Source organism: Tardiphaga sp. OK246 (genome assembly GCF_900188215.1).
Lineage (GTDB): Bacteria > Pseudomonadota > Alphaproteobacteria > Rhizobiales > Xanthobacteraceae > Tardiphaga > Tardiphaga robiniae.
The window spans coordinates 395,908-409,630 of sequence record NZ_FZOX01000001.1 but is presented as its reverse complement, the minus strand read 5'-3'; the positions used below and the strand labels follow the sequence as shown (position 1 = coordinate 409,630).

The window sequence follows — 13,723 nt, the reverse complement described above, 5'->3', positions numbered from 1 at the left end:
GGCTCCAGCTTCGGCGGGCGCGATGTCGTTACGGATTGATCGGCGGAAGCACCTCGGTGAACAGCAACTGGATGAGCTTTTGCCCATTGGGCGTGCCCCAGTTCTGAGCGAGCTCGGCGATCATCGTGTTGGTCGCTGTTAAAACAACGCCAGCATCCTGCATGCGCCGGCGGGACATATCCTCGGAGAGCTCGAATGGAGACCCGGAAGCGTCCATGACTGCCTGGACGCTGTAGCCTTCGGTCACCGCATTGATCGCCGGGAAGACAAGGCAGACATCGGTCGTGACGCCGGCCATGATCAGGTTCTTTCGTCCCGTCGCTTCCACCGCTGCCTTGAAGTTGACGTCTGTCCAGGCATTGACGATGCCTTCGCGCTTGACGCGCGCTTTGAAGGCGTCTGGCAGGATCTCCTGCAGCTCCGGCAACAGCGGCCCCTGCAGGCGATCTTCCTGGCTCGACGTCAGGACGGTCGGAATGTTCAGGATGCTCGCTGTTTTCGCCAGTGCCAGCGACATGCGCTTGGCCCGGGCGACGTCGATGTTCTTGATCAACTGCATCGTGCCGATCTGATGATCGATAAGCAGAAGCGCGGAATTTTCCGGCGTGAAGTAATTGGGCATGATCTGACCTCGTTTGGCTCAAAGAGCGTCATTGCTCGTCCATAAGTGTAGAAATGAAACAAAGCCCGCGGCAGACTTGAAAAATGACCTCATCATGTTTCATAAATGGAACATGACAGTCTTCGGAGATTTCGACGGTCCTGCGCTATTCACCCGCATCGTCCAGGCGGGAGGGCTCGCGGCGGCCGAGCGTGCGACGGGCATTCCGAAAGCGACGCTGTCCCGGCGACTGTCGGTGCTGGAAAATACCTTGAACGTCCGACTCGTCCGGCGGACGAAGAAGGGCGTCGTGCTCACAGAGCAGGGGCAGCAACTTTTCGAACGAAGCCGTGCGGCATTCTCGCTCGCCGAAGAGGCCGTAGCCGAGGTTCAGGATGAACGCGCCGCCCTGTCGGGCAACATTCGTCTTTCCTTGCCGCCCGATATCGCCACTGCAGTGCTTGCGCCTGTCTTGATCCGGTTCGGGGCAAGACATCCCGATGTCACGATCGAGATAACGCTTGCCGATCGCAGAGTGTCGCTGATTGAGGAAGGATATGATTTGGTGGTTCGGATGGGGCCGGTCGCGGACTCCGAACTCATCTTCAGGAGAATTGCCACCTTGCCGAGAGTGCTGGTCGCCAGTCCGGGCTTTTTATCGGCACACTCCGGTTTGAAAGAGCCGCAGGACCTCAGGGAAATTCCCGCACTTGCGATCCGTCGCGATCTGGTCGAATGGGACCTGCGAAACGACAAAGGCGTGACTGCGACTGTCCATCCCAAAATCGGTTTTGCGGCCAACCGGCAGACGATATTGGTGGACGCCGCAATTGCGGGCCTCGGGATTGCCAACCTGCCATTCTTTTTGGTTGAAGCCGCACTGACATCCGGTGCGCTTGTTCGCGTCCTGACGGGGTGGGAGCCATCTCCTGTCGAGATGACGGCGCTGTGGCAAAAGGATAGATTCAGCGGCCGCCTGATAAAGGCAATCGTGACCGAATTCGCAGATGCGCTGAAAGATGATCGGGCGTCGCGCTAGTCGATCATTCTGTTGAGCGATGATTGCGTTTCCGGGAGAGCCACACGGGCGGCCAGTTGTGATCCGGTAATTGTCGAAGCCTGGACCAGGCCGATTGGGCAGCGGCATAGCCCAACTTCGCAGCGGGATTGCCGCTGACCATGGTTGAAGGAAAAAATCCATTGGTCATGACGTCTGAAATAATTTCACCGGTCATGTCGGACTGGCAAAAGCTGCTTCGTCATCCTTGCAGTCGAACCTTCCAACGGAGAGAGACCGATGCGTTTCATGGTGATTGTGCACGCGAATAAGGACACCGAAGCCGGCGTGATGCCGACGACGGAACTGCTGACCGCGATGGGCAAGTTCAATGAAGAGATGTGCAATGCCGGCGTGATGCAGGCCGGCGAGGGGCTGCATCCGACCTCAAAGGGCGCGCGCATCGCCTTTACCGGCAGTGAGCCAGTGGTGAAGCAGGGGCCGTTCGATGTGACGCGCGATCTGATTGCGGGCTTCTGGCTGATCGACGTCGCCTCGAAGGACGAGGCGATCGCGTGGATGAAGCGCGCGCCGTTTGCGGCCGGCGACGAGATCGAGATCCGTCAGGTGTTTGCGGCCGAGGATTTCGGCGACGCCCTCACGCCCGAATTGCGCGAGAAGGAAGAGCGTCTGCGCGCGCAAGCCGCGAAGAAATAAGCAAAGAGATCAACGAGGATAGTGACCATGCGATTCATGATGCTGATGATCCCCGGCGGCTATGAGACTGCGGCGCCGGGCACGGTGCCGGAGGACGTCGAACGCGTCGCCGCGATGATGGCCTATAACAAGGCGCTGATGGACGCCGGTGTGCTGATCACCTGCGACGGACTGCACCCGCCATCGATGGGCGCGCGGGTGTCCTTTCCATCCGGCAAGCCGGTGGTGACCGACGGGCCGTTTGCGGAATCCAAGGAAGTGCTCGGCGGCTACTGGATGATCGACGTCGCCTCGCGCGATGAGGCCATCGCCTGGGCCAGTCGCTGCCCGGCGACGCCCAACGAGGTGATCGAGATCCGCCAGGTGCAGGAAATGGCTGATTATCCGGAGGACGTGCAGGCCGTCGCCTCGGGATTTGAGGAGATGCAGACCACTGCGAAGCGGCTCGGCTGAGGCAAAATCACTGCGACGGGCATGAAACGGTCGTGTCGCAACACGGCCGCATGCCTGCCGCAGGATTTCCGCATGCGGCCGGCGTTGATTTGTTGAGGGAATTTGCGCCGGTCACACCGTTTTGGTGTGACCTTTTGGCCCGGCTCATGTTAAAGCCCTTCACATGAGCTGGCGCAAAGACAGCCGCGGCGAGCGCGGTTATCACCACGGAAATCTGAAAGAGGCCCTGCTGCAGGCGGCGCTGGGGCTGATTGCGGAGAAGGGGCCTGCGGGCTTCACCTTCGCCGATGCCGCGCGCACCGCCGGCGTCAGCGCCGCCGCGCCCTATCGCCATTTCCGCGATCGCGACGATCTTCTCGCTAGCATCGCGCAGCGTGGCTTCGAGCAGTTCGAGCTGGTGCTGACGGCGGCGTGGGATGATGGCCGTCCGAATACGGTCACGGCCTTCGAGCGGATCGGCAAGGCGTATCTCGCTTTCGCCCGCACTGAACCGGCCTTCTATTCGGCGATGTTCGAATCCGGAATCCCCGTAGATTCCAGTCCTGAACTGGCCGCGGCGGGAGAACGTGCCTTCGGTGTGATCCGTGCGGCGGCAGAACGTTTGGCCGCCTTGACGCCGCCCGGTGTGACGCGTCCGCCGGCGATGATGATGGCGCTGCATATCTGGTCGCTGGCGCACGGCGTGGCCTCGCTGTTCGGCCGCGGCGATGCCGCGCGGCGCAAATTGCCGATGTCGCCGGACGACCTGCTGGAGGCCGGTGCCCTGATTTATTTGCGCGGACTGGGCTTTCCAACCGACCAAAACGTCCACAAGTCCGACACATCTACAGCGCCCAAATCGGGTCCTTGGGGAACCGCCCCAAAATAATTCGCGGCGCTCCCCTTGCGGTCGCCTTGACAAAATCCGGCCGTGAGCTACGTATGTAAATGTTATTTACATTCACAAGCGGCATGGTGCCGCTGATGGAGAGGAAAATGGCCAACGCTGCAGATTACAATCGATGGGGTCCACCCGCCGATGATCGGGTGTCCTACCAGATGCGCTCACCATGGCACATCGTATTGATCGTGCTCGGTTTTATCATCTGGTGGCCGGTTGGCCTCGCACTTCTCTTCTTCACACTCGGGAGCAGAAAAATGGGTTGCTGGGATCGTAACGGCCGTTTCGAGAACAAGATGGAGCGGATGCAGTACAAGATGGAGCGCATGCGCAACCGCATGGAGCGCTCAGGCTTCGGGTCGGGCTTCGGCTTCGGCCCGCCGACCTCGGGCAACCGCGCCTTCGACGAATATCGCGTCGAAACCCTGCGCCGCCTCGAGGAAGAACAGCACGAATTCAAGAACTTCCTCGATCGTCTGCGTCACGCCAAGGACAAGGAAGAGTTCGACCAGTTCATGGCGCAACACCGTCCAAAGCCGACCCCGCCATCGGATAACAATCAGCCGCAGGGCTAACAGCCCGGAACTGATAGGCGTCAGGCGGTAGCGCCCCCTTCGCCCGATGCCGACATCGCCGCCCGTCTGATCATTCAGGCGGGCGGTTTTGCTTTGTCACGGGCCCTTCACGAACAAGCGAATACCGCTTCATTTCTCGGCCAAAACACGCTTTGGTAACTCCGCATTAACCATGACTGGCGTCTGGTAAAAGCCGCAGAAACGCGTGCAAGCCCTTGTTTTGACATGTTGGCAGGGAATTTAGGGCCCGGCTTCGGACAAGCCCTCCATGCGACACAACAAGAACATTGCACTGGCGTTCCGCGCCGCGCGCGATGCGTGGCCGCGGCACCAGCGATGAGCAAGTCGCTGGCAAATTGAGGATTTTTGCGTTGAGAGGATACCGTTCATGAATCCGGCCGATGTGGCGCAGTCAGCCCTGCCGCTGGCTTCATCCGACGTTTCGCTGATCGCGCTGTTCCTGCAGGCCCACTGGATCGTGAAAGCGGTCATGCTGGGACTGCTGGGCTGTTCGGTGTGGGTCTGGGCGATCGCGATCGACAAGATGTTCCTGTATGCGCGCACACGCCGCGCCATGGACCGGTTCGAGCAGGCCTTCTGGTCCGGCGAGTCCATCGAGGATCTGTACCGCGCGCTCTCTGCCAAGCCGACGCAGTCGATGGCGGCGTGTTTCGTCGCAGCCATGCGCGAATGGAAGCGGTCGTTCGAAAGCCAGGCGCGCTCCTTCACCGGCTTGCAGATGCGCATCGACAAGGTGATGAACGTCTCCATCGCCCGCGAGGTCGAGCGCCTCGAGCGCCGCCTTCTGGTGCTGGCGACGGTCGGTTCGGCCGGCCCCTTCGTCGGCCTGTTCGGCACCGTCTGGGGCATCATGTCGAGCTTCCAGGCGATTGCCGCCTCGAAGAACACGTCGCTCGCCGTGGTCGCGCCTGGTATCGCCGAAGCGCTGTTCGCCACGGCCATCGGCCTTATCGCCGCCATCCCGGCGACTATTTTCTACAACAAATTCACGTCAGAAGTGAACAAACAGGCCCAGCGCCTGGAGGGGTTTGCCGACGAGTTTTCAGCGATCCTGTCGCGCCAGATCGACGAGCGCGTCTGATGGGTGACGAATTGAACCTTGAAGTGAGCACCCTGTCATGGGGATGAATGTGGGGTCGGGCGGTGGTGGCGGAAGTCGGCGCGGGCGCCGGCGTGCTGCCGTCATGGCCGAGATCAACGTCACCCCGATGGTCGACGTCATGCTCGTGTTGATGATCATCTTCATGGTGTCGGCGCCGCTGATGACCTCGACCATCGATATCGACCTGCCGATCGCGAGCGGCGGCAAGTCGATATCGCAGAATGCTCCGCCGCTCACCGTGTCGGTGAAGCGCACCGGCGGTGGCTGTAATTCGGCGGTCGAAATGTATGTCGGCGACGCCCTGGTGCCGGTGAGTGAGCTCGACGCCAAGATCAAGGCGATCCGGGCGACGCGTTCGGAGACAGACAACACCGTGTTTCTCCGTGGTGACAAGGACGTCTGTTACACGGACATGATGAAATTGCTCGGCACTGTTCGCTCTGCCGGATTCAAGGCCAATATCGTGATCCTGCCGGAGCAGGGGACGTAAGCTCGTGGAACAGCCGGTTGATCTGGGCAGGAGCAGGATTGGAAATCTGATCGTGAAGGTCGACAAGACACTCATCGCATCGGTAGCCCTGCACGTCATCGTGATCGGGTGGGGACTTCTCACGTTCTCTTCCAAGGCATTGGAAGTGATGCCGGAGGATTCCGTCGGGGTCGACATCAGCGTCGAAAGCCAGTCCATGGTCGGTCAAAAGACCGGCAAGAAGGAAAATCCGAAGCCGAAAGTGGAGAAGGTCGCCGAGGCCAAGCCGCCGGTCGAGGATACCGTCGGCAAGATCGACGACAAGAAGCCGCCGGTGATCACCGAGACGGCGCCGAAGGAACAGCCGAAGACTGACGAGAAAGCGACGGCCGAAGCGGCGAAGGCGGAGGCTGCGGCAAAAGCCGAGGCTGCAGCGAAAGCCGCGGCCGATGCCAAGGCAAAGGCAGAAGCCAAAGCGGCGGCGGTTGCCGACGCCAAGGCAGAGGCTGAAGCGAAGGCCGAGGCTGACGCCAAGGCGCAGGCAGAAGCCAAGGCGAAGGCCGAAGCGCAAGCCAAGGCTAAAGCAGAAGCCAAAGCGAAGGCTGAGGCCAAAGCCAAGGCTGATGCCGAAGCGAAAGCCAAGGCCGAAGCACAGGCCAAGGCAACAGAGGCCAAGAAGGCCGAGCGCGTGTTCGATCAGTCAAAGATCGCGGCGCTGATCGACAAGCGCGATCCGACCCGGAATTCGGTGACGGGGTCCGACCTCAATCCGAACGAGGCTCTGGGTTTGGCGAAAGGCAATGCGAGCAACAACGTCGCCACTTGGGGCGCAATGTTCAAGTCGCAGGTCGAGCGCTGCTGGAAGAAGCCCTATGGCGGCATCGAAGCGCAGATGACCGAGTCGATTTTCAGCGTCAAGCTGAGGCGTGATGGGTCGTTGGAGACGACGCCGGTTGCCATCAGCAATCCATCGACGCCGTATTTCCGCGTCTATCAGGAGAGCGCACTGCGTGCGATCATCGAATGCGCGCCGTATAAACTGCCTACGGCGTTTTTTGACGAGTGGAAGTTTTTCGAACCCGTTTTCACCGAACGACGGTCATGAGCACGTCACTCCTGGTGACGATCACGAATACCGAGCAAAGCCCGCAATAATGACCGACAAGAATGGATTGCCCCCGATGTTGTTTCGCCCGAGCCGCCGACAGATCATCACAGGAATGGCGGCGACAGGTCTGCTGATGGGCACCAGTGCGCGAACCGCCTTCGGGCAGGCGCGCGTGCAGATCACGGAAGGCAATGTCGCGCCGCTGCCGATCGCGATCCCGAACTTCTCCGCCGGCACCGGTGCGGATAACGAAGTCAGCGTCGGCGTCTCCCAGGTCATCACCAACAATCTGAAGCGCAGCGGCCTGTTCGCGCCGATCGATCCGGCGGCCTTCGTCGAGAAGGCCATCAATATCGACGCGCCGCCGAACTTCGTGAACTGGAAGACCGTCAATGCACAGGCGCTAGTCACTGGCCGCATGACCCGGCAGGGCGATGGTCGCCTGAAGGCCGAATTCCGGCTGTGGGACGTCGCCACCGGTCAGCAATTGGCTGGCCAGCAATATTTCACCTCGCCGGAATACTGGCGTCGTATCGCCCATATCATTTCCGACCAAATCTATGAGCGCCTGACCGGCGAGAAGGGCTATTTCGATAGCCGCGTGGTCTTCGTTGACGAAACGGGCTCCAAGGAGCGCCGCGTCAAGCGACTGGCGCTGATGGATCAGGACGGCGCCAATGTGCGTTACCTGACGCGCGGGGCGGATCTGGTGCTGACGCCGCGGTTCTCGCCGTCGACGCAAGAGATCACCTATATGGAATTCGGTCAGGGTGATCCCAAGGTCTATCTCTTCAATATCGAGACAGGCCAGCGCGAGGTTGTCGGCAACTTCCCGGGCATGTCGTTCTCGCCGCGTTTCTCGCCGGATGGCCAGCGTGTCATCATGAGCCTGCAGCAGGGCGGCAATTCCAACCTGTTCGTCATGGATCTGCGGTCGAAGTCGACGACGCGACTCACCGACACGCCGGCAATCGACACCTCGCCGTCCTACTCACCGGATGGCTCGAAGATCTGCTTCGAATCGGATCGCGGCGGTAAGCCGCAGATCTATACGATGGCGGCAACCGGCGGCGGTGCCCAGCGCATCTCGTTCGGCGAAGGCAGCTATTCGACCCCGGTCTGGTCGCCGCGCGGCGACTATATCGCCTTCACCAAGCAGGGCGGCGGGCAGTTCTCGATCGGCATCATGAAGCCCGACGGGTCCGGCGAACGGCTGCTGACGTCCGGCTATCATAATGAGGGTCCGACCTTCGCGCCCAATGGCCGCGTGATCATGTTCTTCCGCGATACGGGCGGGGGCCCGTCCCTGTTTACGGTCGACGTGTCCGGCCGCAACGAGCTCAAGGTCCCGACCCCCGGCTTCGCGTCCGATCCGGCCTGGTCGCCGTTGCTATCGTAAACAAACGATTGGCGGCGACGGGCGGATTACCGGCTATTCCCGGCAAACTTTGCCCACCGCGCTGAAATCACGAGCAGATTTGCTGTTTATGCGAATGCGTAAACAGTTCGCTAACGATGTTCCCTCAGAAAGACTTCATCAGGACCCGGTACCAATGTGCGCCTGAACAGGACGCATTTACGCCCGATGCAGCTCGCCGACCACAACCGGACGAACAGCAAATCGATGTCGCCGTCGATCTACACGGCGCTCGTCGATTCCTTGTTCGAAAACCCGATTCCGATGCTGGCCGGTGCGGTCTGCGCCGGGACCGGCGCAGTCATGACTGCGGTGAAGACCGGCAACCCTTTGCTGTGGCCATGCGCCGCCCTGATCATCGTCATTGGCGCTTTGCGGGCCCTTCAGCTTAGCCGCTATGAAAAGCGCGAGACCGCGCTGACGCCTGACGAGGCGATCCGCTGGGAATTCAATTACATGGTTGGCGGCTCGCTCTATGCAGCCGCGTTGGGCCTGTGGTGTTGGGTTGTTTTGCTTGGCAGCGATGATCCGGTCGCGCATATGCTGGGTACGGCAGTGACCGTCGCCTATATCGCGGCCGGCGCCGGCCGAACCTATGGCCGTCCGAAGATCGCGCAGTTGCAGGTGCTTCTGGCGTGCGGTCCGATGGCGCTGGCACTGATTATCCACGGTGACTTCTACTATATCGGCTTTGCGTTTCTGAACGTCCTGTTCTTTGTCGGCCTGCGCCGGATCACGCTTCGTCTGCATGACGTCTACGTCAAGGCGCTGCTGGCCACCGAGCGGGTCGGCTCCATCGCCGGCCAGTTCGATACGGCGCTGAACAATATGCCCAACGGCCTGTGCATGTTCGGCGCCGATGGTCGGTTGGCGGTGCTCAACAATCGCTTTACCGCGATGATGGAGATTTCAGAGGATCTCGTGCAGCGCGGCGTGACCGCTCGCGAAGTCGTCTCGCTCTGCGTCAATGCGGGGACGGTGTCGTCGGCCAGTGCGATGACCATCATCACCGAGATTGAAAGCTCGAAGGCGGCCGAAATCACGACCCTTGATCATGCCCACGAGAGCGAACGCGCATTGTCGTGGAAGTTTCAGCCGATGGTCGGCGGCGGCACGGTCGTTCTGCTTGAAGATATTACCGAGCGCCGCAATTCCGAAGCGCGTATCAGCCACATGGCGCGTTTCGACGAATTGACGGGGCTGCCGAACCGGGTCAGTTTCCGGAACGAAATCGGCCGCATGCTGAAGAGCTCGGACCAATCCACGCTGTCGGCCCTGCTGTTCGTCGATCTGGATCAGTTCAAGCAGGTCAACGATACGCTTGGTCATCCATGCGGCGATCAGCTGTTGTGCATGGTCGCTGATCGGCTGCGCGAAATGTTGCGCGCGGATGACTTCGTGGCTCGTTTTGGCGGTGACGAATTTGTTGTGTTCCAACGTGCCATCAAGACAAATCATGATGCAGCCGATCTGGCGCGTCGCATCGTCGAACGGCTCAGTGAGCGCTATGAGGTCGACAATCATCAGGTCGAGATCGGCGCCAGCGTCGGCATCGCCTTGACGGAACCCGACGTCAGCGCTGACAACCTTTTGAAGAACGCCGATATGGCGTTGTATCGTGCGAAGGCCTCCGGCCGTGGCACCTTCTGCTTCTTCCGCGACGAGATGGCCCAGACGGTCGAGGCGCGCCGCGTGCTCGAACTGGATCTGCGCCAGGCGCTCGCCAATGAAGAATTCGAGATTTACTACCAGCCGCTGGTCAATCTGAAGTCGGGACGCATCTCGACCTGCGAAGCGCTGCTGCGCTGGAATCATCCTGTCCGCGGCACTGTTTCGCCGGTCGACATCATTCCCGTCGCAGAAGACATGGGCCTGATCGTCGATCTTGGCCGTTGGATTTTGCGCAAGGCCTGTATCGAATGCATGAAGTGGCCGGACGCGGTCAGCGTCGCCGTCAACTTCTCGTCGCAGCAGTTTCATCAGCGCGACGTGTTGAGCGAGGTACGCTACGCCCTCGATGTGTCCGGGCTGCCGGCACGTCGTCTCGAGATCGAGATTACCGAATCGTCGCTGCTGCGTAATACGCAGTGGACTCACGATGCCCTCGCGCAGCTTCACGCAGCAGGTTGCCGGATTTCGCTCGACGATTTCGGTACCGGCTATTCGAGCCTGAGCTATCTGCACAATTTCCCGCTGCAGAAGGTGAAGATCGATCGCTCATTCCTCGAAGGGATCGATACGGACCGTCCGTTGACGCTGCTGCGCGGCGTCGCGCGCCTCAGTGCCGATCTGGGAATGACGGTCGTCGTCGAAGGCATCGAGACCAACGAGCAACTCGAGCTGATCAGTGCCGACGGCACGATCAGCGAGGCCCAGGGTTATCTGTTCAGCCGCCCGGTGCCTGCGACCCGGATCAGGCAGCTCCTGGACGCGTCCCACGGACGCCGCGTGATCGAGCCCGGCGCCAATGTAGAGGCCACGCGCGCGCCGGCCTGACCAGCCGCGGGCCACACTCTCGAATTTCCATTTCCATTCGTTTCGCACGCCGAATAGGCCAAAAGGGTTAACCACATTGTGGCAGAACCTTTGACAACTTTTAAGAAAGCTTTAACCTTTCCTTACTCGCGTAGTCATGGCGTTGGTGCGTAGGAGACGGAATGATGGCTTCGGCCGATCAAGCGACTGAAGCTTCGAAGCGCAGCGATATTCTCGACCGGGTTGACTACCGTCTTGCCGAAACCGAAGCGGAGAAAGAGGCGATCTATAGCCTGCGCTATAGAGCCTATCTCCATGAGGGGGCCATCGAGCCTCGGGCGGATCGCCGTCTCGCCGACCGTTTTGATGATTTGCCGAATTCATGGACTTTCGGGATATTCGTTGATGGCGAGCTCGCCAGTTCGCTGCGCGTCAGCGTAGCGACGCCGGACAATCCGGAAACGCCTGCCGTCGATGCATTCGGAGACCTGTTGCGTCCCGAGCTGGACAAAGGGAAGATCATCGTCGACCCGAACCGCTTCGTGGCCGACCCGAACAACCGCACCAAGTTTCCTGAACTGCCCTACATGACGGTTCGGCTGGGCTATGTCGCCTGCGGCTATTTCAAAGCCGATATCGGGACGGCGACGGTGCGCGCCGAGCATCGCGCGTTCTATCGCAAGGTTTTCCTGCAGACGCCGATGTGCGAGCCGCGGCCCTATCCAACGCTGACCAAGCCGCTATGCCTGATGGCGGCCGACTACGCCGCGGTGCGCGAACGCATTTTTATGCGCTACCCACATTTCCGCTCGAGTCTGTTCGAGCAGCGGGCTCTGTTCGAGCGCAGGAGCGAGCCCCTGGCGCCGGATCTCCATTCATCCGAGTTCCATATCGCCCAGGCCGCGGTGTTGCCCCGCACCTGAGGGTGAAGGGGGCGACAGTCCCGTCGTCGGTCATTGCTGACTTTCTCAGCAGTCCCTGCAGCGGGATTCTGCCTAAAACCAGCTGCTTTCTCAGAACCTTCACCGTCGCGCCACATTTGCCAACCATTAACCACGTCGTTGCTTTTTCGCGGCCTGTGGCTTTTGATCGGTTTTGGCAACACCTCATCAAGGTTGACGGAACGTTCGCTTAACCAACGCCCTGTAGACCGAATGACAGTTGGGTAAAGCGTGAGCGTGGAGGCTCCGGGAATGAAGCATCAGATGCGTATCCTCCAGGGATTAAAACTGGCTGCAGTGCTGGCCGTGGCGCTGTCGATGGGCGCCTGCGCCAACAAGAATGGTTTGGGTGCCGATGGCGCGATGGCCAATGCCGCCACGCCGGGCAGCCAGCAGGACTTCGTCGTCAATGTCGGCGATCGCGTGTTCTTCGAGAGCGATCAGACCGAACTGTCGCCGCAGGCGATCGCGACCCTGGACAAGCAGGCGCAGTGGCTGCAGCAGTACAGCCGCTACTCCTTCACCATCGAAGGTCATGCGGACGAGCGCGGCACCCGCGAATACAACATTGCGCTCGGCGCCCGCCGTGCCCAGTCGGTTCGCACCTTCCTGGCCTCGCGCGGGATCGATGCCAGCCGGATGCGCACCATCTCCTACGGCAAGGAACGCCCGGTCGCGGTGTGTAACGACATCTCGTGCTGGTCGCAGAACCGCCGTGCGGTCACCGTGCTGAACGCCGGCGCGTAAGCGACGTCTGGTATCAAACAGAACGGCGTCTGCCCCGGGCAGGCGCCGTTTTTGTTTTCAACGGGCGCCTTTGTCGCTGTCGAAAGTCACATTTTTGGCGTAGTGAAATCCTCATCGTGATGCGCGCCGATGGGGCGCGAAACCGGTCATTTTCAGGCTCAAATGTCATCCAGATCTCATTCGCTCGCCGGCGCTGCACTCGTCTCCATGCTGCTCGTCACGGCTTCGCCGGTTTGGGCGCAGTTGTTCGGTCAACCGGCTCCCCGTCAGCAGGGCTACGGCCAGCAGTCGGGCGACGACGATGCCGATCAGGGCTTGCAGATCGAGCGGTTGCAGAACCAGCTGCGGCAGCTCACCGGCCAGAACGAGGAGCTGCAGTTCCGCAATCGGCAGCTTGAGGATCAGCTCAGGCAGTTGCAGGCGGGCGGCGCCCCAGCGGGCGCAGGAGGCCGTCCCAATGTCGCTGCCGCGCCGGTCCAGCAGCCGCCGATGCAGCAGGCTCCGGTGCAGCAGCCGGGCTACAACCAGCAACAGCCGCAGATCGCGGCACCCGCACCAATTGCTCAGGATCCCGCGCCGGCTCCTCGCGCTGGCCGTCGCAACGATGCGTTCGATCCCAATGCAAACCCCAATGCGCCGGGCGTGCCGCGCGCGCTGGGTGGCGGGCAGCAGCCGATGCCCGCAAACGCACCGGTCGGTGCACAGGGCGGTCGTGGGGCCGGCGAGCCGCTCCCGCTGGGCAATGCCGCCCCGAGCGGAGCAGCACCAGCACTGACGACCTTACCGCCGGGCGCGACCCCGAAGGACGAGTTCGATCTCGGCATCGGCTATATGCAGCGTCGTGATTACGCGCTGGCCGAAGAGACCATGCGCAACTTCGCCCAGAAATATCCCGGCGATCCAATGATTGCGGATTCGCAGTATTGGCTCGGCGAGAGCTTCTTCCAGCGTCAGAAATATCGCGATGCCGCCGAGATATTCCTGGGCGTGACCACGAAATACGACACTTCCGCCAAGGCGCCCGATGCGTTGCTGCGGCTCGGCCAGTCGCTGGCCGCGCTGAAGGAAAAGGAAGCGGCCTGTGCCGCCTTCGGTGAAGTGACACGGAAATATCCCCGTGCCTCGGCCGGCGTGAAACAGGGCGTGGACCGCGAGCAAAAACGCGTTAAGTGCTAGGTGATCGACCCGGACAATGAGCCGGGTCGCAACCGGTTCTGACG

At 61.0% G+C, this 13,723-nt stretch carries 14 protein-coding genes; 13 read left to right on the top strand and 1 reads right to left on the bottom strand.

The genetic code is table 11. The features are described from left to right. Positions 1-28: 28 nt before the first annotated feature. Positions 29-622, bottom strand: coding sequence for an isochorismatase family protein (locus CHC01_RS01980; protein ID WP_089261985.1), 594 nt, complete (start codon positions 620-622; stop codon positions 29-31). 76 nt (positions 623-698) lie between these two features. Here CHC01_RS01980 and CHC01_RS01975 point away from each other — a divergent pair, with 76 nt between their 5' ends. The 13 genes from CHC01_RS01975 to ybgF all read left to right on the top strand — a co-directional run bounded on the left by CHC01_RS01975 (position 699) and on the right by ybgF (position 13,679). Further along, positions 699-1,640: a LysR family transcriptional regulator gene (locus CHC01_RS01975; RefSeq protein WP_244558182.1), complete on the top strand. Its 942-nt coding sequence runs from the start codon at positions 699-701 to the stop codon at positions 1,638-1,640. Positions 1,641-1,898: 258 nt separating this feature from the next. Further along, a complete protein-coding gene (locus CHC01_RS01970) occupies positions 1,899-2,315 on the top strand; it encodes a YciI family protein (protein ID WP_089261983.1) in 417 nt (138 codons plus the stop codon). A gap of 27 nt (positions 2,316-2,342) precedes the next feature. After that, positions 2,343-2,768, top strand: coding sequence for a YciI family protein (locus tag CHC01_RS01965; protein ID WP_089261981.1), 426 nt, complete (start codon positions 2,343-2,345; stop codon positions 2,766-2,768). 163 nt (positions 2,769-2,931) lie between these two features. After that, entirely contained in the window at positions 2,932-3,636 is a 705-nt protein-coding gene (locus CHC01_RS01960) for a TetR/AcrR family transcriptional regulator (protein WP_089261979.1), read from the top strand. A 107-nt stretch (positions 3,637-3,743) separates the two neighbouring features. Beyond that, entirely contained in the window at positions 3,744-4,223 is a 480-nt protein-coding gene (locus CHC01_RS01955; protein ID WP_089263604.1) for a DUF2852 domain-containing protein, read from the top strand. A 388-nt stretch (positions 4,224-4,611) separates the two neighbouring features. Continuing rightward, on the top strand, positions 4,612-5,325 hold the full coding sequence (tolQ, locus tag CHC01_RS01950; RefSeq protein ID WP_089261977.1) for a protein TolQ: 714 nt from the start codon (positions 4,612-4,614) through the stop codon (positions 5,323-5,325). A 37-nt stretch (positions 5,326-5,362) separates the two neighbouring features. Next, on the top strand, positions 5,363-5,836 hold the full coding sequence (locus tag CHC01_RS01945) for a biopolymer transporter ExbD (protein WP_068733551.1): 474 nt from the start codon (positions 5,363-5,365) through the stop codon (positions 5,834-5,836). Between the two features lie 46 nt (positions 5,837-5,882). Continuing rightward, complete coding sequence (gene tolA / locus CHC01_RS01940; protein ID WP_502695635.1) at positions 5,883-6,920, top strand: cell envelope integrity protein TolA; 1,038 nt, start codon at positions 5,883-5,885, stop codon at positions 6,918-6,920. 76 nt (positions 6,921-6,996) lie between these two features. Further along, a complete protein-coding gene (tolB, locus tag CHC01_RS01935; RefSeq protein WP_068733785.1) occupies positions 6,997-8,322 on the top strand; it encodes a Tol-Pal system beta propeller repeat protein TolB in 1,326 nt (441 codons plus the stop codon). 186 nt (positions 8,323-8,508) lie between these two features. Continuing rightward, positions 8,509-10,836, top strand: coding sequence for a putative bifunctional diguanylate cyclase/phosphodiesterase (locus tag CHC01_RS01930; protein ID WP_089261975.1), 2,328 nt, complete (start codon positions 8,509-8,511; stop codon positions 10,834-10,836). Positions 10,837-10,997: 161 nt separating this feature from the next. Next, positions 10,998-11,738 carry an N-acyl amino acid synthase FeeM domain-containing protein gene (locus CHC01_RS01925; RefSeq protein WP_502695609.1) on the top strand — a complete coding sequence of 247 codons (741 nt, stop codon included), beginning with the start codon at positions 10,998-11,000 and terminating at the stop codon, positions 11,736-11,738. Between the two features lie 270 nt (positions 11,739-12,008). Next, on the top strand, positions 12,009-12,503 hold the full coding sequence (pal, locus tag CHC01_RS01920; RefSeq protein ID WP_089261973.1) for a peptidoglycan-associated lipoprotein Pal: 495 nt from the start codon (positions 12,009-12,011) through the stop codon (positions 12,501-12,503). A gap of 162 nt (positions 12,504-12,665) precedes the next feature. Beyond that, a complete protein-coding gene (gene ybgF / locus CHC01_RS01915) occupies positions 12,666-13,679 on the top strand; it encodes a tol-pal system protein YbgF (protein WP_089263601.1) in 1,014 nt (337 codons plus the stop codon). The last annotated feature ends 44 nt before the right edge of the window (positions 13,680-13,723 follow it).

Excerpts from the sequence above, each read along its gene's own strand:
- CHC01_RS01965 (WP_089261981.1), top strand. The coding sequence starts at position 2,343 with ATGCGATTCATGATGCTGATGATCCCCGGCGGCTATGAGACTGCGGCG.
- tolQ (WP_089261977.1), top strand. The coding sequence starts at position 4,612 with ATGAATCCGGCCGATGTGGCGCAGTCAGCCCTGCCGCTGGCTTCATCC.
- CHC01_RS01955 (WP_089263604.1), top strand. The coding sequence starts at position 3,744 with ATGGCCAACGCTGCAGATTACAATCGATGGGGTCCACCCGCCGATGAT.
- pal (WP_089261973.1), top strand. The coding sequence starts at position 12,009 with ATGAAGCATCAGATGCGTATCCTCCAGGGATTAAAACTGGCTGCAGTG.
- CHC01_RS01925 (WP_502695609.1), top strand. The coding sequence starts at position 10,998 with ATGATGGCTTCGGCCGATCAAGCGACTGAAGCTTCGAAGCGCAGCGAT.
- ybgF (WP_089263601.1), top strand. The coding sequence starts at position 12,666 with ATGTCATCCAGATCTCATTCGCTCGCCGGCGCTGCACTCGTCTCCATG.
- CHC01_RS01960 (WP_089261979.1), top strand. The coding sequence starts at position 2,932 with ATGAGCTGGCGCAAAGACAGCCGCGGCGAGCGCGGTTATCACCACGGA.
- CHC01_RS01945 (WP_068733551.1), top strand. The coding sequence starts at position 5,363 with ATGGGGATGAATGTGGGGTCGGGCGGTGGTGGCGGAAGTCGGCGCGGG.
- CHC01_RS01970 (WP_089261983.1), top strand. The coding sequence starts at position 1,899 with ATGCGTTTCATGGTGATTGTGCACGCGAATAAGGACACCGAAGCCGGC.
- CHC01_RS01930 (WP_089261975.1), top strand. The coding sequence starts at position 8,509 with ATGCAGCTCGCCGACCACAACCGGACGAACAGCAAATCGATGTCGCCG.
- CHC01_RS01980 (WP_089261985.1), bottom strand. The coding sequence starts at position 622 with ATGCCCAATTACTTCACGCCGGAAAATTCCGCGCTTCTGCTTATCGAT.
- tolB (WP_068733785.1), top strand. The coding sequence starts at position 6,997 with ATGTTGTTTCGCCCGAGCCGCCGACAGATCATCACAGGAATGGCGGCG.